This is a genomic window from Enterococcus sp. DIV1937, from assembly GCF_050535975.1.
In the GTDB taxonomy this organism is placed as follows: Bacteria; Bacillota; Bacilli; order Lactobacillales; family Enterococcaceae; genus Enterococcus; species Enterococcus faecalis.
In genome coordinates, this window is the sequence record NZ_CP172909.1 from 1,206,118 (window position 1) to 1,229,454 (window position 23,337).

Below are 23,337 nucleotides of genomic sequence, written 5' to 3' on the forward strand. Positions count from 1 at the left end.
AGCGGCTTTTTTTGTTTAATTACAAAAAGAGGTGTATAATAGATGAAGCATTTTGTTAGAAAGGAAGTATCGTATGAACGAACGAATAAAAAATAAATTAGCACTGCTTCCTGATCAACCTGGTTGTTATTTAATGAAAGATAAAAACGGCACGATTATCTATGTTGGGAAAGCCAAAATTTTGAAAAACCGTGTCCGGTCTTATTTTCGTGGTAGCCATGATACTAAGACAGAACGATTAGTCAGTGAAATCGATGATTTTGAATATATTGTGACAGAATCGAATATTGAAGCACTTTTATTAGAAATTAATTTAATCCATAAAAATAATCCCAAATATAACATCATGTTAAAAGACGATAAAACCTATCCTTTTATTAAAATCACAAACGAAAAATATCCTCGTTTAATGATTACTCGAAAGGTTTTAAAAGATAAAGCGTTATATTTCGGGCCATATCCAGATGTAAATGCAGCGAATGAAACAAAGAAACTGTTAGATCGGCTTTTTCCTTTGCGAAAATGTAATCCGTCGCAAAAAACACCTTGTTTGTATTATCATTTAGGACAATGTCTGTGTCCCTATGCTTTTGATGTGGATCCGCAAGTCTACAAAGATATGGTGGAAGAGATTAAAGGGTTTCTCTCTGGTGGACATACAGAAATTCAGGACCGCTTACAAGAAAAAATGGCTTATGCAGCTGCACATATGGAATTTGAAAAAGCTGCAGAATTTCGCGATCAAATTAAAGCGATTGAAACAGTTATGACCCGCCAAAAAATGACGAATGTAGATTTAATTGATCGTGATGTGTTTGGTTATGCTGTTGATAAAGGCTGGATGTGTGTCCAAGTATTCTTTGTCAGACAAGGAAAATTAATCGAACGTGATGTATCGATTTTCCCATTTTACGATGATGCCAGTGAAGCATTTTTAACTTTTATTGGACAATTCTATCAAGAGAATGAGCATTTTGTGCCAAAAGAAGTCTTGATTCCTGATGACATTGATAAAGAAAGCGTCGAAGCTTTATTAGCTACGAAAGTCTTGCAGCCGCAACGGGGAGAAAAGAAAAAACTGGTTAAATTAGCCAGTAAAAATGCTGCAGTTGCTCTAAATGAAAAATTCGATTTGATTGTACGGAAACAAGAACGAACAATTGGCGCAGTTGAAAAATTAGGCAATGCGATGAACATACCTGCGCCCATTCGAATTGAAGCATTTGATAATTCAAATATTATGGGAACAAACCCTGTTTCTGCGATGGTTGTGTTTATTGACGGACGGCCAGCTAAAAATGAGTATCGAAAATATAAAATAAAAACCGTCCAAGGTCCTGATGATTACGCTTCTATGAGAGAAGTCATTTATCGCAGATATTCACGAGTTTTAAAAGAAGGCTTGCCTTTTCCTGATTTAATTTTAATCGATGGTGGTAAAGGTCAAGTCGATGTTGCTAAAGATGTGTTAGCCAATCAACTAGGAGTCGATATTCCTGTAGCTGGATTAGCCAAGAACGACAAGCACAAAACGAGTGAACTTTTATTTGGTCCAAACTTAGAAGTTGTACCATTGGAAAGAAACTCACAAGAATTTTTCTTGTTGCAACGAATCCAAGATGAAGTCCATCGTTTCGCCATCACATTCCATCGTCAATTACGTAGTAAAAATAGTTTTGCTTCCAAATTAGATAACATTGAAGGTTTGGGACCAAAACGCAAAAAAAATCTTTTAAAAGAATTTAAATCGCTTAAAAATATTACGGCAGCCAGTGTTGAAGAATTAAGAAAAGCTGGGTTACCTGAAACTGTCGCAAAGAATGTGTATCGTCATTTGCACCAAGAAACAACCTCTGAGATAGAAAAATAAATGAAAATGAACCAGACAAATTAGGTGCTTTTCCTAATTTGTCTGGTTTTTTTATTCAATTTTTTCATGAAAAGTTGAACTCTCAAGAAAATATGATAACGATTTCTTTCGTGATATACTAATACTAACTTAAAAGAGAGGACGTCTGATCATGAAAATACTAACACCCGTTTATCAAATAAAATTTAAAAAAGTACCAAATCAATTACTGATTGATGAGCGTTTAATGAATGAATTGGGGACGTGGCTGAATCGTACAGGTCGAATTTGGGCCTGCCAATCATCAAAATCGGCAAAGGAATTTAAAAATAAATTTTATGAAAGCACAGGCTTGACCGCAAATGAAGTGCATATTTCTGCCGAGACGGATGGCCTTTTTCGCTTAGCAGAAAATAAAGCGTCTGATTAAAGTGCAGCATCTTTCCATAACAATTGTCATTGACAAGCCAACACAGGAAAGATACGATATGAGTAACTAAACAGCGGTTTAGAAAAAGTGAAGGGGGCGTTTATGTGTTAGAGGTAAAAGAGTTAGTCAAAACCTTTGGGGATTTTAAAGCAGTTGATCATGTATCCTTTACGATACCGGACGGGAAAATTTTAGGATTAATTGGCCAAAATGGTGCCGGGAAAACAACTACATTTCGCTTGATTTTAAATTTTTTAACACAAGATAGCGGGTCAGTTTTATGGAATGGTCAACCATTAAACGAAAAAGAATACAATATTATTGGTTATTTACCAGAAGAACGGGGTTTATATCCTAAAATTACGATTGAAGACCAACTAATTTATTTCGCTTCATTGCGGGGGAAAACTAAAAAAGAAATTGAACCTAAAATTGACTTTTGGATGGAAAAATTTCAAGTTAAAGGCAAAAAAACAGATAAAGTTAAATCTTTATCAAAAGGAAATCAACAAAAAGTTCAATTGATTGCGACACTTATTCATGAACCGAAGTTAATTATTTTAGACGAACCATTCAGTGGCTTGGATCCAGTTAATGCAGAATTATTAAAAGACGGCATTATTGAATTGAAAAATCAAGGTTCTTGTGTCATTTTTTCCAGTCATAATATGGACAATGTGGAGAAAATCTGTGACCATTTAGTCATGTTAAAAAATGGACGCATGGTTTTAGATGGTCAGGTTCATGAAATTCGACAACAATTTGGTCGAACAAAATTATTTTTAGAATCACCGTTATCTGTTGAGGAAGTTGCTGCTACAGCAGGTGTGAAAGAAGCGCACTTGCGACAAGATGGCGTCTTAGAAGCGACATTAGAAAACGCTGAAGTGGGCAAAGTGTTGTTTGATAAAGCGACAGCCAACGGCTACATTCCAATGTTTAATCAACAACCACCAACATTGGAAGAAATTTTCAAAATGAAAGTAGGTGGGCAAGATGAGTAAATTTTGGATTATTGCGACTGATGTCTATAAGAAAAATGTGAAGTCGCTGTCTTTCTTAATCATGATTTTAGCGCCATTTCTTCTTGTAGGAATTGTTTACTTAGCGGGCTCTCTAGCTAGCGGTTTTTCAGGAGATACTACCATTGGTCTGGTTTCGGAAAACCAAGCGTTGGTTAAAGAGTTGACAAAGAATAAAACAGAGGACTTTTCTTTCAAAGCTGTTTCTTCTGAGAAAAAGGCCCAAGAACAATTAAAAGACGAGAAAATTGATGCCTATTTACTTTTGGACACTACAGATAATCAGATTTCTGGTCAGCTTTACTCTGAACGCTCTTTAGGAAATGCAACCGAGATGCTAATCCCTCAAATGTTAAACCAATTACAAACAATGGCGAATGCCAATCGTTTAAACCTAACAGCTGAGCAAGTTGCCATGTTGAATCAACAAGCAACATTTAAAAAAGCCAAAATTAGTTTTGATGAAAATGGCAAAATAAAAACAGGAGAAGATAACACAGGGATTCAAATGGCGTTAGCAATGGGGATAACAATTTTGTTATTTGTCTTCATCAGCAGTTATTCTTCAATTATTGCCCAAGAGATTGCTTCTGAAAAAGGCACTAGAATCATGGAAGTTATTCTCTCTAGTACAAAAGCGCAAACCCATTTTTATGGCAAATTAACTGGGGTTATTCTAGTAGCTTTAACACAAATTTTCATTTACGGAGTGGCGTTTGTTCTCGGCTATTCTCAATTGAAAAATCTTGATTTTATGAAAAGTCTATTAAGTGGTATTTCACCACAAAGTATTTTTTCATCAACCTTTATTTTTACATTAGGCTTTTTCATTATTGGTATTCTCGTTTTTGCTGTTTTGGCAGCACTTTGTGGTTCTCTTGTTTCCAAACCAGAGGATACAGCAAAAGCAGTTCAGCCCATCATGTATATTGGTTTAATCGGTTATATGATTGGCATTACGTTTGGAACGAATGATCCACAGAATATCGTGGTGAAAGTAACTTCCTTTATTCCACTGATTTCGTCATATATCATGCCAGTACGCTTGGCGACCGAAACGGCATCAACAATGGAAGCAATTGTCTCATTAGTGATTTTGGCAGTCTTTGGAATTATTTTAACAATCTTCTCTGCTCGTTTATACAAATCAAACGTTCTTGTATACAGCGAAGGCGGCATGATTCAATCCTTAAAACAGTCAATTTCTATTTTAAAAAATGAACAAAAGCATAAATAATTTTTGTTTAACTCTAAAAGGACCCGGTAAATCAGTCAAAGTGACTGATCTGCCGGGTCTTTTTTAGGCACCGTTCGTCGTTCAACTAGACGAACGGTTAATTTTTTTTCAGGAATGTTCGTCTGATTTAATTGGTTGTATAGGTAAATAAATGAGTTTTCGGCTTGATACTGAATGGCATAATCAACAGTCGTAATATGCATCAACTCACTGACATAACTATTATCAAAGCCAATGACAGCGACATCGCGAGGAACGGCATAATTTAGATTTTCAAGTTCTGAAATAAACTCAGCTGCTACGTGATCATTATAAAAGGCTAAAGCTTCTGGCTTGTCGGTTAATTGTTGCCAGTAATGGGCAATTTTGCGACCAGAATGGTCAGTATACTGATCATTAATCAGCCACTCAGCTTGCCAAGGTGCCTGAGTGTTTTCATAAAAATCTTTCATTGCACGTTTTCGTGCGTGCGTGTTTAAATTTTCGGGATTACCGAGGACATGACCGATTTTTTGGTATCCTTGTTGTTGTAAATATTCTAAGGAACGATAATAACCAGAGTAATGATCAATGTAGGAAGAGTATATATTAGGTGAATCGATACGATGCCAGGTTGCTAAAGGGCCATACGCGCTGTAAGGCTCAATCACCGACCATTCATTTGTTCGTGTCAATAAAAACAAGCCATCTAATTGTTTGTATTTTAATTGGTTCAAGGCATCAATTTCTTTCTGCTGATCGCCATCTGTAAAAAATAAGGTTACGGAATAATTGTATTTTTTGGCAATTGAAATAAAGCGATTCAAGAAAATACCTAAGGAACCTAAATAGCTAGGGGCTAAAAAGCCAATGGTTTTTGTGGCACCTGCTCGTAAATTCCGCGCCACATAATTCGGGGTATAATTTAATTCTTTCATTGCTTTGAGAATTTTTTCTTGACTATCGGCACTCACATATCCTTTTCCAGAAATTAAGCGAGAAACAGTCGATTTCGAGACACCGGCAACTTTTGCTACATCAATGATAGACGTCATTTTTTACCTCCAAAGTGGAATGTATTCTTATAAGAAGTATAGCATACATTTTTTTGAAAATAGTGCTTGACATGGGAACATTCCCATAATTTATCCTAAAGATGTAAACGATAACAATTTAATCAAGGAGGAAGAAGACGGATGACAAGAGGAGCATTAAAAATTGCAACAATTGGTGGCGGTTCTAGTTATACACCTGAATTAATTGAAGGATACATTAAAAGAAAAGATGAACTGCCAATTAAGGAAATTTGGTTAGTCGATATTGAAGCTGGTAAAGAAAAATTGGAAATCGTAGGTGCAATGGCGAAGCGCATGATTAAAGCTGCTGGTTTAGATTGGGAAGTTCATTTAACATTGGACCGTGAAGCCGCCTTAAAAGGGGCGGATTTTGTTTCAACACAGTTTCGTGTAGGATTATTAGATGCCCGCATTAAAGATGAACGGATTCCTTTGTCCCATGGGGTATTAGGCCAAGAAACAAATGGCGCGGGAGGAATGTTTAAAGCATTTCGAACAATTCCTGTCATTTTAGCTATTATTGACGATATGAAACGTCTTTGCCCAGATGCTTGGTTAGTGAATTTTACTAATCCAGCTGGAATGGTTACGGAAGCTGCAATTAAACATGGCGGTTGGAAAAAAACAGTTGGCTTATGTAATGTGCCGATTGGTCATAGAAAACAAGCGGCCGAAATGCTGGGAATTCCAGAAGAAGACTTATTCTTTAAATTTGCTGGAATTAATCATTTCCATTGGCACCGTGTTTGGGACAAAGAAGGACAAGAGCGAACACAAGAACTCATTGATTTAATTTACGGACCTAAGCAAGAGCAAGAAAGTCATTTGAAAAATATTTTTGATGCGCCGTTCCATTATGAACAGTTAAAAGATTTAGGAATGTTACCATGTGGTTATCATCGCTATTATTATATTGAAGATGAGATGTTGAAGCATTCCATCGAAGAGTATGAACGGGGCGAAACAAGAGCACAAGTGGTTAAAGAAACGGAAGGTCGTCTGTTTGAATTGTATAAAGATCCCAAACTAGATTACAAACCAAAAGAATTAGAAGAACGGGGCGGCACACACTATAGCGATGCAGCTTGTGAAATGATTGCATCAATTTATAATGATAAACGAACGGATATGGTTGTTTCTACTGAAAATAATGGGACAATTACTGATTTACCGTATGATTGTGTTGTAGAAGTATCTGGACCTGTGACAGCTCATGGCCATGAACCTTACAACTGGGGGGCCTTTCCGCCAGCAGCACGAGGAATTATTCAAAATATGAAAGCTATGGAAGAAACGGTTATTCGAGCAGCCATCAATGGTGATTACGGCGCAGCATTGCATGCTTTCACTATTAATCCATTAGTTCCTGGCGGCGTCATGGCGAAGACCTTGTTGGACGAATTATTAATTGCCCACAAAGCGCATTTACCGAATTTTGCAGATGCGATTAATAAAATTGAAGAAACACAACCAGAAACAGTCACATATGTGGCCGAATTAATGAAAAGTAATTAAAAAATATCGCACGCTAAAGATTCGTTTAGTGTGCGATACTTTTTTTAGAATAGGAAGCAAAGGATTCCGTTTTTTTCTTGACAGTAAAATGATAGGTTTGTTGCCGGAACAGCCACTGAATACCAGAGTAAATTAAAATTTCAGCAATAATAAACGTCGAAAGTTTCTGTGCGGAAAGGAATAATAGCGTTAAAATTAAAAATAAGACGACACAGGTATAAAAAACGTGTTGCAATTTTTTAGAATTGATAATCGTGATTTCTTTGGTATCTTCAGTAACTTCAATGCGCCGATAAAACTGGAACCAGCCTTCATAGAACGTTAAAACATCCCCAGGATCAGCCTCAATTTCAATAGGTACATTAGTAAAAAGTTTCCCTTGATGCACACCATTTTTATAAAATGTAAAATAGCGTAACGCGCCCCAAGCTGATGTTTTTCGTGTCAATGTAATCTTCATGGTTTTCACCTCCGTCTTTATTTTGCCATAGTTTCGGTAAAATTGTATCCTACTAAAGTCCGATTCTCTCATTTTAGGGTCAGAATTGACAAAAGAAAGCAGAGGTGTTAATGTGGGAGTAATTAAACGAGGAGGTATAATTGTATGTTGGCATCTATCAGAATTTGGATTGACTTTTTGACAAAATAAATTGAATAAATCTTATCAAAAAGTCTGAAATTAAAATTCATGGGTGACGTGTGTACTTTTATACGAAACTACAAGGATAGCGATTAGGCTGTCCTTTTTTGCGTACCCAAGATTCTTTCGTTTCAGAAATGAAAGAAGAGGGCAAAATGAAAAAATTAAGTATTCATCTGAAAGAAGTAAGTATTCACTTTTCGGGAAAACCAATTCTAGAAATTGATGAATTATTTGTATATGAAAATGAAAAAATTGGGATTATTGGTAAAAACGGCGCAGGAAAATCAACACTGCTCAATTTAATTATGGGTAAGATTCAATCAGACAAAGGAAAAGTTCAAAGATTGAACGACTTTCATTACTTGGCACAAGTAGCTGAAGAAATAACGAATGAACCAGAGAAAACTGACAAAAACTGTTTGCTAAATCAGAAAAATCAAAAACTAAGTGGTGGCGAAAAAGTCCAAAAACGCTTAGCAACATTATTTTCAGAGTATCCAACCGGGGTTATTTTAGATGAACCAACTACACATTTAGATAAAGAACATCGTCAGTTGTTAGTGGCAGATTTAACGTATTATTATGGGACCGTTTTGTTTGTTAGTCATGATCGCTTTTTCTTGAATCAATTAGCAGAGAAAATTTGGGAAGTTTCGGATGGACATGTCAAAGAATATTTAGGAAACTACGATGCCTATTGTCGTCAAAAAGAATTGGAACAGCAAACACGATATAATGTCTATCATCAGTATCAAAAGGAAAAGAAAAAATTACAGGAATCTTACACAAAGAAACAAGCACAAGCGCAAAAATCTAGTCATGTTTCAAAAAAACAAAAACAAAAGCAAATTAAACCTAGTCGTTTAGCTGGTTCTAAACAAAAAGATACCGTACAAAAAGCACTCCAAAAACAAGCGAAAGCGATTAATGCCAGAATTGACAGATTACCCGATGTTGCGCAAGCAAAACAAGAGCGAAAAATTATTTTTCCTACTAATAATCAGTTCTCTTTATACAATCCATATCCAATTAGAATTGAAAATTTAACTTTCGCTTATGAGAATCGAACAATTCTTAACCAAGTGAACGTTCAAATTCCTTTAAACGAAAAAATAGCACTTTGTGGAAAAAATGGTGCTGGGAAGAGTACCTTCCTTCAACAAATTGAAGCTTGTCACCCGGCCATTTACTTTTCTCCCAAAGTCCGGTTAGGAACATATCATCAATTAGATTATCGATTAAAAAATGATGAACCACTGTTGACTTATTTATTGAAGCGGACAAATTATTCTGAAAAGATTGTGCGTTCACTTTTATATCGACTAGGTTTTCAACAAGAAAATTTACAGACAAAGATATCTTCTCTAAGTGGTGGCGAAGCCATAAAAATTACTTTGGCTCAATTATTTATAGAACCAAATAATATCATCTTATTGGATGAACCCACCAATTTTCTTGATTTAGAGACAATCCAAGCACTTGAAGAATTTATAAGTGCCTATCAAGGAACAGTAATTTTCACTTCGCATGATGAAACGTTTGTGGAAAAAGTAGCCACCCGCACTATTTATTTAGAAAACGGGAAAATTATTGATAAATAAAAAAAGTAAACAAAAAGTCGCTATTTTAGCGACTTTTTGTTTAGACTTCTTCAATTGGTAAATAGGTGTATTCTGCAATTTCTGCGGCATGGGAGCCAGCAACATGTCCAGTGACAAATGCAGCTGTAACATTGTAGCCTCCAGTATAGCCATTAATATCTAAAAGTTCACCAGCAAAAAATAAGCCATTGACTAATTTGCTCTCCATTGTTTTAGGGGTCACTTCTTTGAGGGAAATCCCACCGCCTGTGACAAAAGATTTTTCCAAAGGCAATGTTTTCGTAACAGTGAACTGAAAGTCTTTCAGTAGTTCCACAAAGGAAAGACGTTGCTTTTCTGTTAGTTGTTTGGCAGGCACTTCTTCAATTGCTAGTTTCTCTAGATAAAAAGTGAGCAGACGTTCTGGTATTAAAGAATGAAAGGCATTTTTTGCCACTTTATTTGGCTGTTCCTCAATCATGTAATCAACGTTTTTCAGCACTTCTTCAAAAGATTTTGTCGGAAACACATCCAAGGCTACCGTGACAGGTTGATTACCGTTGCGAGTTAATTCTTGGTTAATAAAACTAGAACAGCGGAGCGCGGCAGGTCCTGAAATGCCAAAATGTGTAAACAGCATATCCATTTGATGATTAACTAAAGGTTTTCCTTTTTGGTTCAAAACAGTTAAATTAACATCTTGTAAAGAGAGACCTTGCAACGTTTTATCAAGGATAAAAGGTTCTTCAGAAATAATAGGTGATTCGGTAGGGTAGAGCGGGCTGATGGTATGCCCCATTTTTTTGGCTAGTTTATAGCCATCACCAGTTGCTCCTGTGGAAGGATAAGTGCGGCCGCCAGTTGTTAATACAACACACGGTGCATAAATTTTTTCCAGTTCGGTTTCAACGCCAATTATTTGATCGTCTTTTCGTAGTAATTTTGTGACCTGTGTTTTTGTAAAAACAGTGACTCCTAATTCGTTAATGCGGTTAAATAGCGCATCAACAATTGACTTCGATTTATCTGTAACAGGGAACATGCGTCCGTGATCTTCTTCTTTTAAGTGAATACCATTGGATTCAAAAAAGTTCATGATATCATAGTTATCAAATTGTGAAAATGCGCTGTATAAAAATTTTCCATTCCCAGGAATAAATGAAATGATTTCTTCTGCGGGCCGATTATTGGTTACATTACAGCGGCCGCCACCAGTCATTAATAATTTTTTCCCAACACGGCGATTTTTTTCAATCAATAATACTTGAGCGCCTGCTTCGGCGGCCGCAATCGTGGCCATCATACCGCTCGTCCCAGCACCGACAATAATTACATCAAATTTCTTCATAGTTCTCCTCCAATTCAATAGGTAGTGTACCATAATTACGGGATTTTTTCTGGATTTAAGGAAAAAATAAACGTTTGACTATGGTAATTTTTGAATTTTCAGTTAAAATAAACCTATAACAATGAGAGGATGATTAAATGGACGCAAAACAATATGTTAAAAATATTCAAGAAAAGATTCACCAATTAGACCAAGGTCAAACAGAATATTTACAAGCAGTCGATGAGTTTTTACCAACCGTAGAAGGTTTTTTAGAAAAAAATCCTCAATACATTGAAGCAAATGTTTTAGGTGTCTTGATTGAACCTGAACGTATTTTTCAATTTCGTGTGCCGTGGCAAGATGACCAAGGCAACTGGCATGTGAACAGAGGCTATCGTGTCCAATATAATTCAGCGATTGGACCATACAAAGGTGGTTTGCGGTTTCATCCAAGTGTGAATTTAAGTGTGATGAAGTTTTTGGCCTTTGAACAAATTTTTAAAAATAGTTTAACTGGTTTGCCAATCGGTGGCGGCAAAGGCGGTAGTGATTTTGATCCAAAAGGTAAGTCAGATGCTGAAGTGATGCGCTTTTGTCAAAGTTTCATGACCGAACTTCAAAAACATATTGGTCCAAGTACAGATGTTCCAGCAGGCGATATTGGCGTAGGCGCTCGTGAAATTGGTTATTTGTTTGGCATGTATAAACGCTTGCGCAACTATGATGCAGGAGTGTTGACTGGCAAACCTTTAGGATACTGGGGAAGCCAAGCAAGAACAGAAGCGACGGGTTATGGAACGGTTTATTTTGTTAAACATTTATTAGCAGATAAAAACGATACGTTTGAAGGCAAAAAAGTCGCTGTTTCTGGTAGCGGGAATGTCGCAATTTATGCTATGGAAAAAGCAACTGAGCTAGGCGCCACAGTAATCACATGTTCCGATTCGTCTGGTTTTGTTTATGATCCAGAAGGAATTGATGTGGCGTTAGTAAAAGAACTAAAAGAAAAAAATCGTGAACGCATTTCAAAATATGTTGAAACACGTAAAGGCGCAACTTATTATGATAAAGAATCTGTTTGGGATTTCGAAACAGCGTATGATATTGCGTTACCATGTGCAACTCAAAATGAAATCAACAAAAAGCAAGCCGCTATTTTAGTGAAAAATGGAGTGAAAGTCGTGGCAGAAGGCGCAAATATGCCTTGTACACTAGAAGCAGTCGCCGTTTTTGCTAAATCAGCTGTAATTTATTGTCCAGGTAAAGCCGCTAATGCAGGTGGTGTTGCGGTTTCTGCATTAGAGATGAGCCAAAATGCTGAACGTTTAGCTTGGTCCTTTGAAAAAGTTGACGGTATGCTAGATCAAATTATGCAAAACATTTATGAGACTTGTCGTGATACAGCTAACGAATATCAGGCACGAGATAACTTTGTTTTAGGTGCGAATATTGCTGGCTTTGAAAAAGTAGCGGCAGCGATGCTAAGTCAAGGACTCGTTTAATAACAAAAAATGCTAGGATTTCCTAGCATTTTTTATTGATTTGTTTGATTAAGAGAATAAATATCTCTAATTAAATAGTTAAAATTAAACAATTGGTCTATCCAAAAGAATTTGCTTGAAAAAATGTCTAAAAACACGTAAAGTATACATGTAGTAAGTTTACTTTCGAGGAGGAAAAGGAATGTCACACATTCAATTAGATTATTCCAAATTAGCACCATTTGTTGCTGACCATGAATTGGAATACATGCAAACACAAGTCACTGCAGTGGACAAAGCATTACGTGAAGGTACAGGAGCTGGTAATGATTTTACTGGCTGGATTGATTTACCAGAAAACTATGACAAAGAAGAATTCGCGCGCATTAAAAAAGCAGCAGCAAAAATTCAATCTGACTCTGAGGTATTAGTAGTCATTGGTATCGGTGGTTCATATTTAGGTGCCCGTGCAGCAATTGAATTTTTGACACATTCATTTAATAATCTATTATCAAAAGAAGAACGGAAAGCGCCACAAATCTTCTTTGCTGGAAATAGCATCAGCTCAACTTATTTAGCTGATTTAATCAATGTGATTGGTGATCGTGATTTTTCTGTCAACGTTATTTCAAAATCTGGAACGACGACAGAACCAGCGATTGCTTTCCGCGTCTTTAAAGAGTTATTAATTAATAAATATGGCAAAGAAGAAGCCAATAAACGTATTTATGCGACAACTGACCGTGCTAAAGGAGCAGTAAAAGTTGAAGCTGATGCGGAAGGTTGGGAAACATTTGTGATTCCTGATGATGTGGGCGGCCGTTTCACTGTTTTAACGCCAGTAGGTCTTTTACCAATCGCTGTTAGCGGTGCGGATATTGATCGTTTAATGGAAGGTGCAAATGATGCACGTAAAGAATACGGCGCAACGAGCGACTTAAAAGAAAACCAAGCCTATCAATATGCTGCGTTACGTAACATTTTATATCGTAAAGGTAAAACAACTGAAATGTTAATTAACTATGAGCCTGGTATGCACTATTTCTCTGAATGGTGGAAACAATTATATGGTGAATCAGAAGGAAAAGATGGCAAAGGTATTTTCCCAGCAGCCGCAGACTTTTCAACTGACTTACATTCTATGGGTCAATATGTTCAAGAAGGTATGCGTAACTTATTTGAAACAGTGGTTAAAATTGAAAATCCACGCCATAGCATTTCAATTCCAGAACAAAATGAAGATCTAGATGGCTTAGGCTATTTACAAGGAAAAGAAATTGACTTCGTCAATACAAAAGCGTTCGAAGGTACGTTGCTTGCTCACACAGATGGTGGTGTGCCAAACATGATCGTTAAAGTGCCAACAATGGATGCTTATTCATTAGGTTATGTTATGTACTTCTTCGAAATTGCGGTGGGCATCTCAGGTTACTTAAATGGGGTTAATCCATTTGACCAACCAGGTGTTGAAGCTTACAAACGCAACATGTTCGCTTTATTAGGTAAACCAGGTTTTGAAGAATTAGCAAAAGATTTAAATGCGCGTCTATAATTTGTAAATAACAGAAGAAAAGAGCCAGAAACACTTACGTTTCTGGCTCTTTTCTTCTGTTTAAATTATTTTTCCAATGGTTCGTTCCATTTTTTAGGACTCCAAATGGTTCCTTCCAATGCAACTTGAAGACTTTCATTATCATCTTCTAATTGTTCAATATATTTGATGGTTTCCTCGATAATAAAAGAATTGGGTTCTTCACTGATTGACTGAAGTTGTTCTGCTAACCATGTATTTCTCATTTTTCTTCACCTCAAAATGTAGTCTATCATAGGTGAGCTTTTTAGTAATGAAACTTGCTTATTGGTTTTCCTTTAAAATAGCATAAATTCGTTCAATATCCGCTTGGGTGCCTCTTAATTCATAATCAGCTAAGAAGGGGAAGTTAAATTGTTCCGCATACTGTTTAGCTGTCAGGCAGTATTGGTGGTTAAAGTTTTTATTGCCGCTGCCCACCACGCCAGAGCAATAACGATAATTATTTTCAAAAGCAAGATATTCTCGCATGACTTCTGTTAAAATTTCGGTATTGCCATTGTTGATGCCATCGCCACCATCTAAATAGGTAGGCACAAAGGTAAAAAATGGTTCTGTTTCTACTTCTAACGGAGAATTTTCCGAAATTTCTTTGAAAGTAATCGTAGGATTTTTTTCGTTGTGCTGATGTTGCTCTTCAGAATAAGTTGTTAAACGTTGAACAAATGAGCGTGTATTACCAGAGATTGAAATATATCGTATATTCATCAGAGATCCCTCCAAATAAATTTAATTGTTTACGTAAGTATAGCACATCTATGTGAAAAAAATTCAAGATCAATAATTATAAAGCGAAAAAAATAATGCCTTTTTATTACCTATTATAAAAGTGAAAATTTGTTATTTTAATTCATTTGGGTAAGTATTGAATTTTGCGAAAAACTTTGCTAAGATGGTAGAGTATTGAATAAAGAATGGTTGGGCGAAAGCTTCAAGGATTCAGTTCTTCAAGGGGTGAGAAGAACAATTTTTGAGTTTGCGCCTTTTTGCATACCTAAAACAAAAGGGCTGAGCGTATCTCTATTTCGCTAGTCCTTTTTCTTATATGCTAAAGGTGTAAAAACTAAGGAGGTGGAGACAATGGTACAAGAAGTACTAGAGCAAATCAAGGCAGCGGAAGATGCGGTGGAAGAGCATCGGCAACAAGCTAAGATGAATTGTCGTTTATATGAAGAACAGAAGCAAGAACGTTTAGCTGAACTACGTCAAGAGAGTGAAGAAGCTGTTGAAAAAGTGCTGACGGATTCACTAGCAACGCAAGAAAAGATGTTACAACTTGAAAAAGAACAACTTTTAGATGAAACAAAGCGCACTGAACAAGCGCTTCACGAACGTTATGAAGCGAACAAAGAACAAGTCATTGATTCAATTATTGAGAGGGTGAAAGACGTTTATGGCAGTTAGTAAAATGGAAAAAATGACAATAATTGCCGCTGCCGAAAAAGAAGCAGCAATTCTACAAGCCATTCAAGGCTTGCAAATTGTCGAAGTAAAACGGATTTTTCATTCGCCTGAAGAAGAACAAGCCTTAAAGAGTCAATATTCTTTTTTACAAGCAGAACAGTCAACTGAACAGCTACGTAAATATGAAACGATGCTACAACAATTGCAAGAGCTTCTTTTATTTTTGACACGCTCTTCAGGAAAAGGGTTAAAGATAAAAAGAAAAGTCTATACTTTGGAAGAGTTGGAACAAACCTTTGATGAAGAAACATTACAAAGCTATTTGACGGAATTAAAGAATATTCAAGAATCTTTGAAACAAATTCAAACGGATCGTCAAGGATTAGAAGCTGAAGAAGAATTATTAGGCCGCTGGCAATATCTGGATATTTTACCGCATAAACAGCAGTTAAAAAGTAGTTATGTCGTTCATGGTTCGATAAATCTAGCCAATAAAGCCAGTTTCTTGAGCGCTTTGTCTCAATGGCCAACGGTTTATTTTGAAGAAATTTATCAAAGTATGCATCATAGTTACTTTACACTCGTTTACCTGAAGGAACATCAGCAGAGTGTAACCGAGTTATTAAACCAATATAGCTTTGAACCACTCCAATACCGTTATGATGTTCCGCCTAAAGAGGCATATCAACAAGTCAAAGAACGATATGAAATTTTACAAAAAGAAGAAAAAGCCTTAAAGCAACAACTGGCTTCTTATCATGATTTTTATGAAACGTTTTGCTTGGCTGAAGAAGTCTTATTGGCGGTTATCCAAAGAGAACAAGCACGTCAACATTTGTTAAATGCTTCATCATTTTTCATCTTGCAAACGTGGATTCCAGTCGAAGAAAAAGCCGATATTTTGACAGCGATTGAAGAAAAAGTTCCTAAGGACGAAATAGCTCTTACTTTTGAAAATCCTACGAAGGCGGAAATTGAGACGGATATACCAGTTAAACTAGCGAATAATAAATTGGTGCAGCCGTTTGAAATGTTAACAGAGATGTATAGCTTACCAAAATATGAAGAAGTTGATCCGACACCTGCGATGATGCCGTTTTATCTAGTCTTTTTTGGCATGATGGTAGCGGATATTGGCTATGGCTTACTGATGCTACTCTTGTCTATTATTGCTTTGAAAGCATTTGTTTTACCGAGAGGCATGAAACGTTTTGCCGACTTTTTCTTGATTTTATCATTTCCAACAATTATTTGGGGCTTCATTTACGGTTCGTTTTTCGGTGCAGCATTACCGCCAACAATGTTTGGGATCAAATCACCATTTCCGATTTTATCAACGACCGAAGATGTAAATACGATTCTTATTTTATCGGTTATTTTTGGGTTTATCCAATTGGTTGTCGGTTTAATGATTAATGGGATTCAGTTATCAAAACAAAAGCGCTATTTAGATAGTATTAACGAAAGTTACGCTTGGTTAGGGATTTTGTTTGGTTTAGCATTGTTAGTCGTTGGTAAATTAGTGGTTAAAAATGAAGGCTTATTTACAGCAGGTGCGATTTTAGCTAGCCTTTCTGCCATTGCAATTATTGTGATTCCAATGATTCAATCGAAGGCCAAATTAAAAGGCTTAGCCAAAGGACTGTATGGACTATACGGTGTGACAGGTTATGTCGGTGATTTAGTTAGTTATACACGTTTGATGGCGTTAGGAATTGCTGGGGGAAGTATTGCTTCAGCGTTTAATATGCTCGTAGAGTTCATGCCGCCAGTTGCCCGTTTTAGCGTGGGCATCTTGCTGTTAATTGTTTTACATGCGTTAAACATATTCTTATCGTTATTAGGTGCTTATGTTCATGGCGCACGTTTGCAATATGTTGAGTTCTTTGGAAAATTTTACACAGGCGGTGGCCGGGCGTTTAATCCGCTAAAAACAAAAGAAAAGTATGTCAATGTTGAGAAAAAATAGAAAATTATTTATTGGAGGAAAATAGAGATGATGGATTACTTAATTAATAATAATGGTGGAATTGTTTTTGCAGTATTAGGAATGGCGATGGCGACAATTTTTGCTGGGATTGGATCAGCCAAAGGGGTTGGCTTTACTGGGGAAGCAGCAGCAGCTTTAACGACGGAGCAGCCAGAAAAATTTGGTCAAGCGTTAATTTTACAGTTATTACCAGGTACACAAGGACTATACGGTTTCGTTATTGCTTTCTTAATTTATATTAACTTAGGAAACGATATGAGTATGGTTCAAGGATTGAACTATTTTGTAGCAGCTTTACCGATTGCCTTTGCTGGATTGTTCTCTGGGATTGCCCAAGGTCGTGTAGCCGCTGCGGGGATCCAAATTTTAGCGAAGAAACCAGAACATGCAACAAAAGGAATTATCTATGCTGCCATGGTTGAAACTTATGCCATCTTAGGGTTTGTAATTTCCTTCTTACTTGTATTGAACGTCAAATAATTGAGGAGGCAGATGGATGGATGCCATTGAAAAAATCATCAGTGAAATTAAGCAACAAGGAAAGCAAGAAGTCGAAGCCTATGTCACCAGTGAACAAACGCGCATCGATCAAGAATTCCAAGCAGCACAACAAGAAATTTTGCTGAAGCAAGAACATGAAATAGAAAAACGACAACAACAATTATTAAAAGAATTTAAACAACGCCAACAACGGCAAACACTAGAAATTCGTCAGGATGCATTAAATAAAAAACAAGCATATCTTAACCAATTATTTGACGAAGTGGTCTTAAAGATGAGTGAATGGTCAGCGGAAGAATTTCAACAATTCATGAAAGCACAATTAGGTTCACTTGAATTAACAGGAAAAGCGACCATTCTTTTAGGCGAGTATTCTCAAACGAAAGTGACGCAAGAATGGCTGACCGCCCTTTCTGATGCTACTGTTCAATGGGAGCTTTCAGAGGAAGTTGTTCCAAAAGAAAGTGGCTTTATCGTTGCAAAAGACGGTTTGGATTATAATTTTCTCTTTTCAGCATTAGTTGAAGAGATTCAAAAAACAGAAGGCTTTAAAGTGGCAGAAAAACTTTTCAGTTAAGAAGGGAGGACGTAGCATGAGAAAACCAACGTATCATCAAATTAATCCGCTGATTCGTTTAAAAGAAACGGAGCTGCTTTCTGAGCAACAGTTTCAACAACTTTTAGAAGCGGAAACAGTTGAAGACGTTAAAAATATGTTAAAAAGTACGGTTTATCAACCTTATTTAACCGAAACTTTTGAAGAAAAATTTGACTACCATTCTTCTGAAGCGCTGGGAAGTCTTTATCGCTGGTTATATGAAATGGCTCCAGAACCAGCTGTAGTAACGTTGTATACGATGCGTTTTACCTTCCATAACTTGAAAATTTTGACGAAAGCTGAGCGAACAGGTAAAGATTTTGATTATCTTTATTTAGAAGATGGTCGTTATTCTCTAAACACAGTCAAAAGTGCCATTCATACAAAAAACTCTTCCGAACTTGAACCAGCATTATTAGAAGTGATCCGTGATGTTTTTGCCTATCTGGAAGAAGGCGGTTTGCCGCAAGCAATTGATATCCTTTATGATCGAGCATTTTTACAGCAACAGCGAAAATTAGCGGATGAATTGGGCTATGAAGAGTTAACGAAGGAAGTCATCGCTTTTATTGATTTAACTAATCTATCAACGATGGCTAGAGGGATTGTTCAACATCAAAACAGTAACTTTTTATCAACCGTGCTTTCTAGCGCTGGCAGTCTCTCAAAGAAAGAGCTGTTGACCTATGCGGAAAAGTCACTTGTAGAATTTACAGCATTTGTCAGAACAACGAATTACGGACAACTATTAGAAAAGATTATCAATAAAGAAACCAATGAATTAAATTTATTGGCTTTTGAAAAACTCAAAGATGATTACCTGACCTCAATGTATGAAAACGGTCGAACGGTTGCTTTTGGGCCGCTCCCATTACTAGCCTTTTTGAATGCGAAAGAGGTTGAATGGAAAAATCTACGTTTAATTTTGGTCGGAAAACATAGTGGGTTTTCAAATGAAAAAATTCGAGAAAGGATGCGAAAAGTCAATGGGGTATAAAATTGGTGTCATTGGAGACAAAAATTCAATCTTACCATTTAAACTGTTTGGCTTTGAGGTCCATCATGCCATTTCAGAAATGCAAGTTAGAGAAGCCATTGAAACTATGGCAAAAAATAAGTTTGGGGTCATTTTCATAACGGAAGAAGCCTCTACTTTAGCAGAAGAAACGATTGAACGATACAAAGAACAAGTGACACCAGCGATTATTTTAATCCCAAGTCATAATGGTACAATCGGAATCGGTTTAAGTGAGATTGAAAAAAATGTTGAAAAAGCAATTGGACAAAATATTTTATAATGCAAAGGAGAATGAGCGTGCAAATTGGAAAAATTGTCAAAGTTTCAGGTCCTTTGATTTTAGCTGAAAACATGTCAGATGCTAGTATCCAAGACATTTGTCATGTAGGAGATTTAGGCGTTATCGGAGAGATTATTGAAATGCGAGGCGACGTCGCTTCGATTCAAGTATATGAAGAAACAACAGGCATTGGACCAGGAGAACCAGTTATTTCAACAGGAGAACCATTATCTGTTGAATTAGCCCCAGGTTTAATTGCCGAAATGTTTGATGGTATTCAACGACCATTGGATACATTTCAAGAAGTAACCCACAGTAACTTTTTAGGCCGTGGCGTTAAAATTGATGCGTTAGATCGTGAGAAAAAATGGACGTTTGAACCAACTGTGGCAGTTGGTGAAGAAGTGTCGGCAGGTGACATCGTCGGTGTGGTTCAAGAAACACCGATTATTCAACATAAAATTATGGTGCCTTTCGGCGTTTCAGGAACGATTGCCGAAATTAAAGCAGGTGACTTTGCCATTGATGAAACAGTTTACTCAGTGAAAACGGCTAAAGGAACGGAAAGTTTTAGCATGATGCAAAAATGGCCCGTTCGGCGGGGACGTCCCATTTTAGAAAAACTAAGTCCCAAAGTACCGATGGTGACCGGACAACGCGTAATTGATACCTTTTTCCCAATTACGAAAGGCGGAGCGGCAGCAGTTCCAGGACCATTTGGCGCTGGAAAAACAGTCGTTCAGCACCAAATTGCCAAGTGGGCCGATGTCGACTTAGTCGTTTACGTTGGTTGTGGGGAACGCGGGAATGAAATGACAGATGTTTTAAATGAATTTCCAGAATTAATTGATCCAACAACTGGTGAGTCTTTGATGAATCGGACGATTTTAATTGCGAATACGTCAAATATGCCGGTAGCGGCACGGGAAGCCTCGATTTATACAGGGATTACCATTGCAGAATATTTCCGTGATATGGGTTACTCAGTCGCAATTATGGCGGATTCTACTTCTCGTTGGGCAGAAGCGTTACGAGAAATGAGTGGTCGGTTAGAAGAAATGCCTGGTGATGAAGGCTATCCAGCCTATTTAGGTAGTCGCTTAGCTGAATATTATGAACGAGCAGGACAAGTCATCGCGTTAGGAAAAGATCATCGTGAAGGAAGCATTACGGCGATTAGTGCGGTTTCGCCATCTGGTGGGGACATATCAGAACCTGTCACACAAAATACGTTACGCGTTGTTAAAGTATTCTGGGGCTTAGATTCTCAATTAGCACAAAAACGTCATTTTCCTTCTATTAACTGGTTGCAAAGTTATTCTCTTTACTCCACAGAAGTAGGGCAATATTTAGACTTGGAATTGCAAGGAAACTGGGCCGCTATGGTAGCTGAAGGGATGCGGATTTTACAAGAAGAATCTCAACTGGAAGAAATTGTTCGCTTGGTTGGGATTGATTCCTTGTCGGATAAAGACCGTTTAACGTTGGAAACAGCCAAATCATTACGGGAAGACTATTTGCAACAAAATGCTTTTGATGACGTGGATACGTTCACTTCTCGAACCAAACAAGCGAAAATGTTGCAATTGATTCTAACTTTTGGTGAAGAAGGTCAAAAAGCCTTAAGTTTAGGCACTTATTTCTCTGAGTTAATGGCGGGAACAGTTGAAATCCGCGATCGCATTGCTCGTAGCAAGTATTTACCAGAAGAAGAATTAGAAAAATTGGATTGTTTACAAGCAGAAATTAAAACAACGATAAAAGAAATCATTGCTGAAGGAGGAATGACGAATGATTAAAGAATATCGTACAATCAATGAAGTCGTTGGTCCTCTGATGATTGTTGAAAAAGTGGCAGGCGTAAAGTACGAAGAATTAATTGAAGTACGCATGCAAAATGGCGAAATTCGCCAAGGGCAAGTTTTAGAAATCAATGGAGATAAAGCGATGGTCCAAATTTTTGAAGGAACGAGTAACATCAATATTCGTGATTCAAAAGTTCGCTTTCTGGGACATCCTTTAGAATTAGGGGTTTCGCCAGATATGATGGGGCGCGTTTTTGACGGCTTAGGTCGCTTAAAAGATAATGGACCAGAATTATTACCTGAGAAAAAATTAGATATTAACGGCGAAGTTATCAATCCAGTTGCTCGTGATTATCCCGATGAGTTCATCCAAACAGGGATTTCAGCGATTGACCATTTAAATACCTTAGTTCGTGGTCAAAAATTACCTGTTTTTTCAGCATCTGGCTTACCTCATAAAGAATTAGCGGCACAAATTGCCAGACAAGCCAACGTGTTAAATAGTGAAGAAGAATTTGCCGTAGTTTTTGCGGCCATTGGGATTACCTTTGAAGAAGCGGAATATTTTATGGAAGATTTCCGTCAAACAGGCGCAATTGATCGTTCAGTCTTGTTTATGAACTTAGCGAATGATCCAGCCATTGAACGGATTGCAACACCTAGAATGGCTTTGACAGCCGCTGAATATTTAGCTTATGAAAAGGGCATGCATGTCTTAGTTATCATGACGGATATGACCAATTATTGCGAAGCGTTGCGAGAAATTTCAGCAGCACGCCGTGAAGTTCCAGGACGTCGTGGTTACCCAGGTTATCTTTACACGAACTTAGCAACGTTGTATGAACGAGCAGGCCGAATTCGTGGCTCAAAAGGTTCCGTAACACAGATTCCTATTTTAACAATGCCAGAGGAGGATAAAACACATCCAATTCCCGATTTAACTGGCTATATTACAGAAGGGCAAATTATCTTGTCCCGGGAACTATATAAGAGCGGTATCCAACCACCAATTGATGTATTGCCATCACTTTCCCGTCTTAAAGACAAAGGAACTGGCGAAGGCAAAACGCGCGGGGATCATGCAGCGACGATGAATCAATTGTTCTCAGCCTATGCACAAGGGAAACAAGCCAAAGAATTAGCTGTCATTTTAGGAGAATCAGCTCTTTCCGATGTCGATAAAATTTACGCAGCTTTTGCCCAACGTTTTGAAGAAGAATATGTCAATCAAGGATTCGATACAAACCGTTCGATTGAAGAAACGTTAGATCTTGGGTGGGAACTATTAAGTATGCTACCGAGAACAGAACTAAAACGAATTAAAGAGGATATGCTCGATCAATATTTAACTGAAGGGAAGTAGAAAAATGGCTCGATTAAATGTTAATCCAACCCGTATGGAACTTTCCCGATTGAAAAAACAGTTAACTACGGCCACGAGAGGTCATAAGTTGCTGAAAGACAAACAAGATGAATTGATGCGACGGTTTATTGCGCTAGTCAAAGAAAACAATGAGTTACGTATTCAGGTTGAACAAGAAGTGACGGATGCGTTATCAAATTTTGTATTGGCAAACGCAACGTTGAACGAAGCCTTTATTGAAGAGTTAGTGGCAATTCCAGCCGAAAAAGTTGAATTAGAAATTATTGAACAGAACATCTTAAGTGTGCCAGTTCCTAAAATGATTTTTGATTACGATGAATCGGTTCAAGAAGCACCCTTAGATTATGGCTACGTGAATTCAAACAGCGAGCTTGATCAAGCTTTTGCTAAAATTTCAAGCATTTTACCGAAATTATTAGCACTTGCAAATGTTGAAAAGACGTGCCAATTATTATCAAAAGAAATTGAAAAAACGCGTCGTCGTGTCAACGCCTTAGAGTATATGACGATTCCGCAATTAGAAGAAACAATTTACTACATTCAAATGAAATTAGAAGAAAATGAACGTGGCGAAATTACACGTCTAATTAAAATTAAAAGCATGAACAAAGAAAATTAGTGGTT

Annotated in this window: 22 protein-coding genes and 1 other annotated feature; of the genes, 17 read left to right on the forward strand and 5 right to left on the reverse strand. The window is 37.1% G+C overall.

Annotation, left to right across the window (positions count from 1 at the left end; translation table 11 throughout):
• Window positions 1-73 precede the first annotated feature (73 nt).
• The 4 genes from uvrC to IGL13_RS05880 all read left to right on the forward strand — a co-directional run bounded on the left by uvrC (window position 74) and on the right by IGL13_RS05880 (window position 4,538).
• Window positions 74-1,870: an excinuclease ABC subunit UvrC gene (uvrC, locus tag IGL13_RS05865; RefSeq protein WP_002357701.1), complete on the forward strand. Its 1,797-nt coding sequence runs from the start codon at window positions 74-76 to the stop codon at window positions 1,868-1,870.
• Window positions 1,871-2,021: 151 nt separating this feature from the next.
• Complete coding sequence (locus IGL13_RS05870; protein WP_002378312.1) at window positions 2,022-2,279, forward strand: DUF3884 family protein; 258 nt, start codon at window positions 2,022-2,024, stop codon at window positions 2,277-2,279.
• A 104-nt stretch (window positions 2,280-2,383) separates the two neighbouring features.
• Window positions 2,384-3,283, forward strand: coding sequence for an ABC transporter ATP-binding protein (locus IGL13_RS05875; protein WP_002357699.1), 900 nt, complete (start codon window positions 2,384-2,386; stop codon window positions 3,281-3,283).
• Entirely contained in the window at window positions 3,276-4,538 is a 1,263-nt protein-coding gene (locus IGL13_RS05880) for an ABC transporter permease (protein WP_002357698.1), read from the forward strand. The genes IGL13_RS05875 and IGL13_RS05880 overlap by 8 nt, the downstream gene beginning before the upstream one ends.
• Before the next feature lie 35 nt (window positions 4,539-4,573).
• Here the strand turns inward: IGL13_RS05880 and IGL13_RS05885 are convergent, their stop codons facing one another.
• Window positions 4,574-5,572 carry a LacI family DNA-binding transcriptional regulator gene (locus tag IGL13_RS05885; RefSeq protein ID WP_002378311.1) on the reverse strand — a complete coding sequence of 333 codons (999 nt, stop codon included), beginning with the start codon at window positions 5,570-5,572 and terminating at the stop codon, window positions 4,574-4,576.
• A 141-nt stretch (window positions 5,573-5,713) separates the two neighbouring features.
• Between IGL13_RS05885 and IGL13_RS05890 the strand changes: the two genes are divergently transcribed.
• Complete coding sequence (locus IGL13_RS05890) at window positions 5,714-7,108, forward strand: 6-phospho-beta-glucosidase (protein ID WP_002357694.1); 1,395 nt, start codon at window positions 5,714-5,716, stop codon at window positions 7,106-7,108.
• 25 nt (window positions 7,109-7,133) lie between these two features.
• Here IGL13_RS05890 and IGL13_RS05895 read toward each other — a convergent pair whose 3' ends face one another.
• Window positions 7,134-7,640, reverse strand: a complete 507-nt coding sequence (locus tag IGL13_RS05895; RefSeq protein ID WP_002357693.1) for a hypothetical protein — start codon at window positions 7,638-7,640, stop codon at window positions 7,134-7,136.
• A gap of 245 nt (window positions 7,641-7,885) precedes the next feature.
• Here IGL13_RS05895 and abc-f point away from each other — a divergent pair, with 245 nt between their 5' ends.
• A complete protein-coding gene (gene abc-f, locus IGL13_RS05900; RefSeq protein ID WP_002378307.1) occupies window positions 7,886-9,352 on the forward strand; it encodes a ribosomal protection-like ABC-F family protein in 1,467 nt (488 codons plus the stop codon).
• 40 nt (window positions 9,353-9,392) lie between these two features.
• On the opposite strand, the gene IGL13_RS05905 is transcribed toward abc-f, so the two are convergent.
• Window positions 9,393-10,679 carry an NAD(P)/FAD-dependent oxidoreductase gene (locus tag IGL13_RS05905; RefSeq protein ID WP_002357691.1) on the reverse strand — a complete coding sequence of 429 codons (1,287 nt, stop codon included), beginning with the start codon at window positions 10,677-10,679 and terminating at the stop codon, window positions 9,393-9,395.
• Window positions 10,680-10,816: 137 nt separating this feature from the next.
• Here IGL13_RS05905 and gdhA point away from each other — a divergent pair, with 137 nt between their 5' ends.
• Window positions 10,817-12,163 carry an NADP-specific glutamate dehydrogenase gene (gdhA, locus tag IGL13_RS05910; protein ID WP_002378306.1) on the forward strand — a complete coding sequence of 449 codons (1,347 nt, stop codon included), beginning with the start codon at window positions 10,817-10,819 and terminating at the stop codon, window positions 12,161-12,163.
• Between the two features lie 181 nt (window positions 12,164-12,344).
• Window positions 12,345-13,694, forward strand: a complete 1,350-nt coding sequence (locus tag IGL13_RS05915; protein WP_002357685.1) for a glucose-6-phosphate isomerase — start codon at window positions 12,345-12,347, stop codon at window positions 13,692-13,694.
• A 65-nt stretch (window positions 13,695-13,759) separates the two neighbouring features.
• Here IGL13_RS05915 and IGL13_RS05920 read toward each other — a convergent pair whose 3' ends face one another.
• A complete protein-coding gene (locus tag IGL13_RS05920; RefSeq protein WP_002357684.1) occupies window positions 13,760-13,939 on the reverse strand; it encodes a hypothetical protein in 180 nt (59 codons plus the stop codon).
• Window positions 13,940-13,997: 58 nt separating this feature from the next.
• Window positions 13,998-14,441 (reverse strand): class Ib ribonucleoside-diphosphate reductase assembly flavoprotein NrdI, encoded by a 444-nt coding sequence (nrdI, locus tag IGL13_RS05925; RefSeq protein ID WP_002382293.1) that lies wholly within the window; start codon window positions 14,439-14,441, stop codon window positions 13,998-14,000.
• Between the two features lie 208 nt (window positions 14,442-14,649).
• Window positions 14,650-14,697 (forward strand) — a sequence feature (sodium ion sensor (DUF1646 type); this cis-regulatory element may regulate processes involved in with the transportation of sodium ions).
• 116 nt (window positions 14,698-14,813) lie between these two features.
• Between nrdI and IGL13_RS05930 the strand changes: the two genes are divergently transcribed.
• The 9 genes from IGL13_RS05930 to IGL13_RS05970 are packed head-to-tail and all read left to right on the forward strand — an operon-like array spanning window position 14,814 to window position 23,332.
• Window positions 14,814-15,137: a V-type ATPase subunit F gene (locus tag IGL13_RS05930; RefSeq protein WP_002381927.1), complete on the forward strand. Its 324-nt coding sequence runs from the start codon at window positions 14,814-14,816 to the stop codon at window positions 15,135-15,137.
• On the forward strand, window positions 15,127-17,106 hold the full coding sequence (locus IGL13_RS05935; RefSeq protein ID WP_002361772.1) for a V-type ATP synthase subunit I: 1,980 nt from the start codon (window positions 15,127-15,129) through the stop codon (window positions 17,104-17,106). The genes IGL13_RS05930 and IGL13_RS05935 overlap by 11 nt, the downstream gene beginning before the upstream one ends.
• Before the next feature lie 27 nt (window positions 17,107-17,133).
• Window positions 17,134-17,607 carry a V-type ATP synthase subunit K gene (locus IGL13_RS05940; protein ID WP_002363905.1) on the forward strand — a complete coding sequence of 158 codons (474 nt, stop codon included), beginning with the start codon at window positions 17,134-17,136 and terminating at the stop codon, window positions 17,605-17,607.
• Between the two features lie 16 nt (window positions 17,608-17,623).
• Complete coding sequence (locus IGL13_RS05945; RefSeq protein WP_002365627.1) at window positions 17,624-18,205, forward strand: V-type ATP synthase subunit E; 582 nt, start codon at window positions 17,624-17,626, stop codon at window positions 18,203-18,205.
• Window positions 18,206-18,221: 16 nt separating this feature from the next.
• Window positions 18,222-19,223 (forward strand): V-type ATPase subunit, encoded by a 1,002-nt coding sequence (locus IGL13_RS05950; protein WP_002363908.1) that lies wholly within the window; start codon window positions 18,222-18,224, stop codon window positions 19,221-19,223.
• Window positions 19,213-19,524, forward strand: a complete 312-nt coding sequence (locus IGL13_RS05955; protein ID WP_002357676.1) for a V-type ATP synthase subunit F — start codon at window positions 19,213-19,215, stop codon at window positions 19,522-19,524. The genes IGL13_RS05950 and IGL13_RS05955 overlap by 11 nt, the downstream gene beginning before the upstream one ends.
• A 17-nt stretch (window positions 19,525-19,541) precedes the next feature.
• Window positions 19,542-21,323 carry a V-type ATP synthase subunit A gene (locus IGL13_RS05960; protein WP_002378305.1) on the forward strand — a complete coding sequence of 594 codons (1,782 nt, stop codon included), beginning with the start codon at window positions 19,542-19,544 and terminating at the stop codon, window positions 21,321-21,323.
• Window positions 21,316-22,692 carry a V-type ATP synthase subunit B gene (locus IGL13_RS05965; protein ID WP_002357674.1) on the forward strand — a complete coding sequence of 459 codons (1,377 nt, stop codon included), beginning with the start codon at window positions 21,316-21,318 and terminating at the stop codon, window positions 22,690-22,692. Before IGL13_RS05960 ends, IGL13_RS05965 begins: the two co-directional genes overlap by 8 nt.
• A gap of 4 nt (window positions 22,693-22,696) precedes the next feature.
• The gene (locus IGL13_RS05970) at window positions 22,697-23,332 is read left to right on the forward strand and encodes a V-type ATP synthase subunit D (protein ID WP_002357673.1); all 636 of its coding nucleotides are present in this window, start codon (window positions 22,697-22,699) and stop codon (window positions 23,330-23,332) included.
• The last annotated feature ends 5 nt before the right edge of the window (window positions 23,333-23,337 follow it).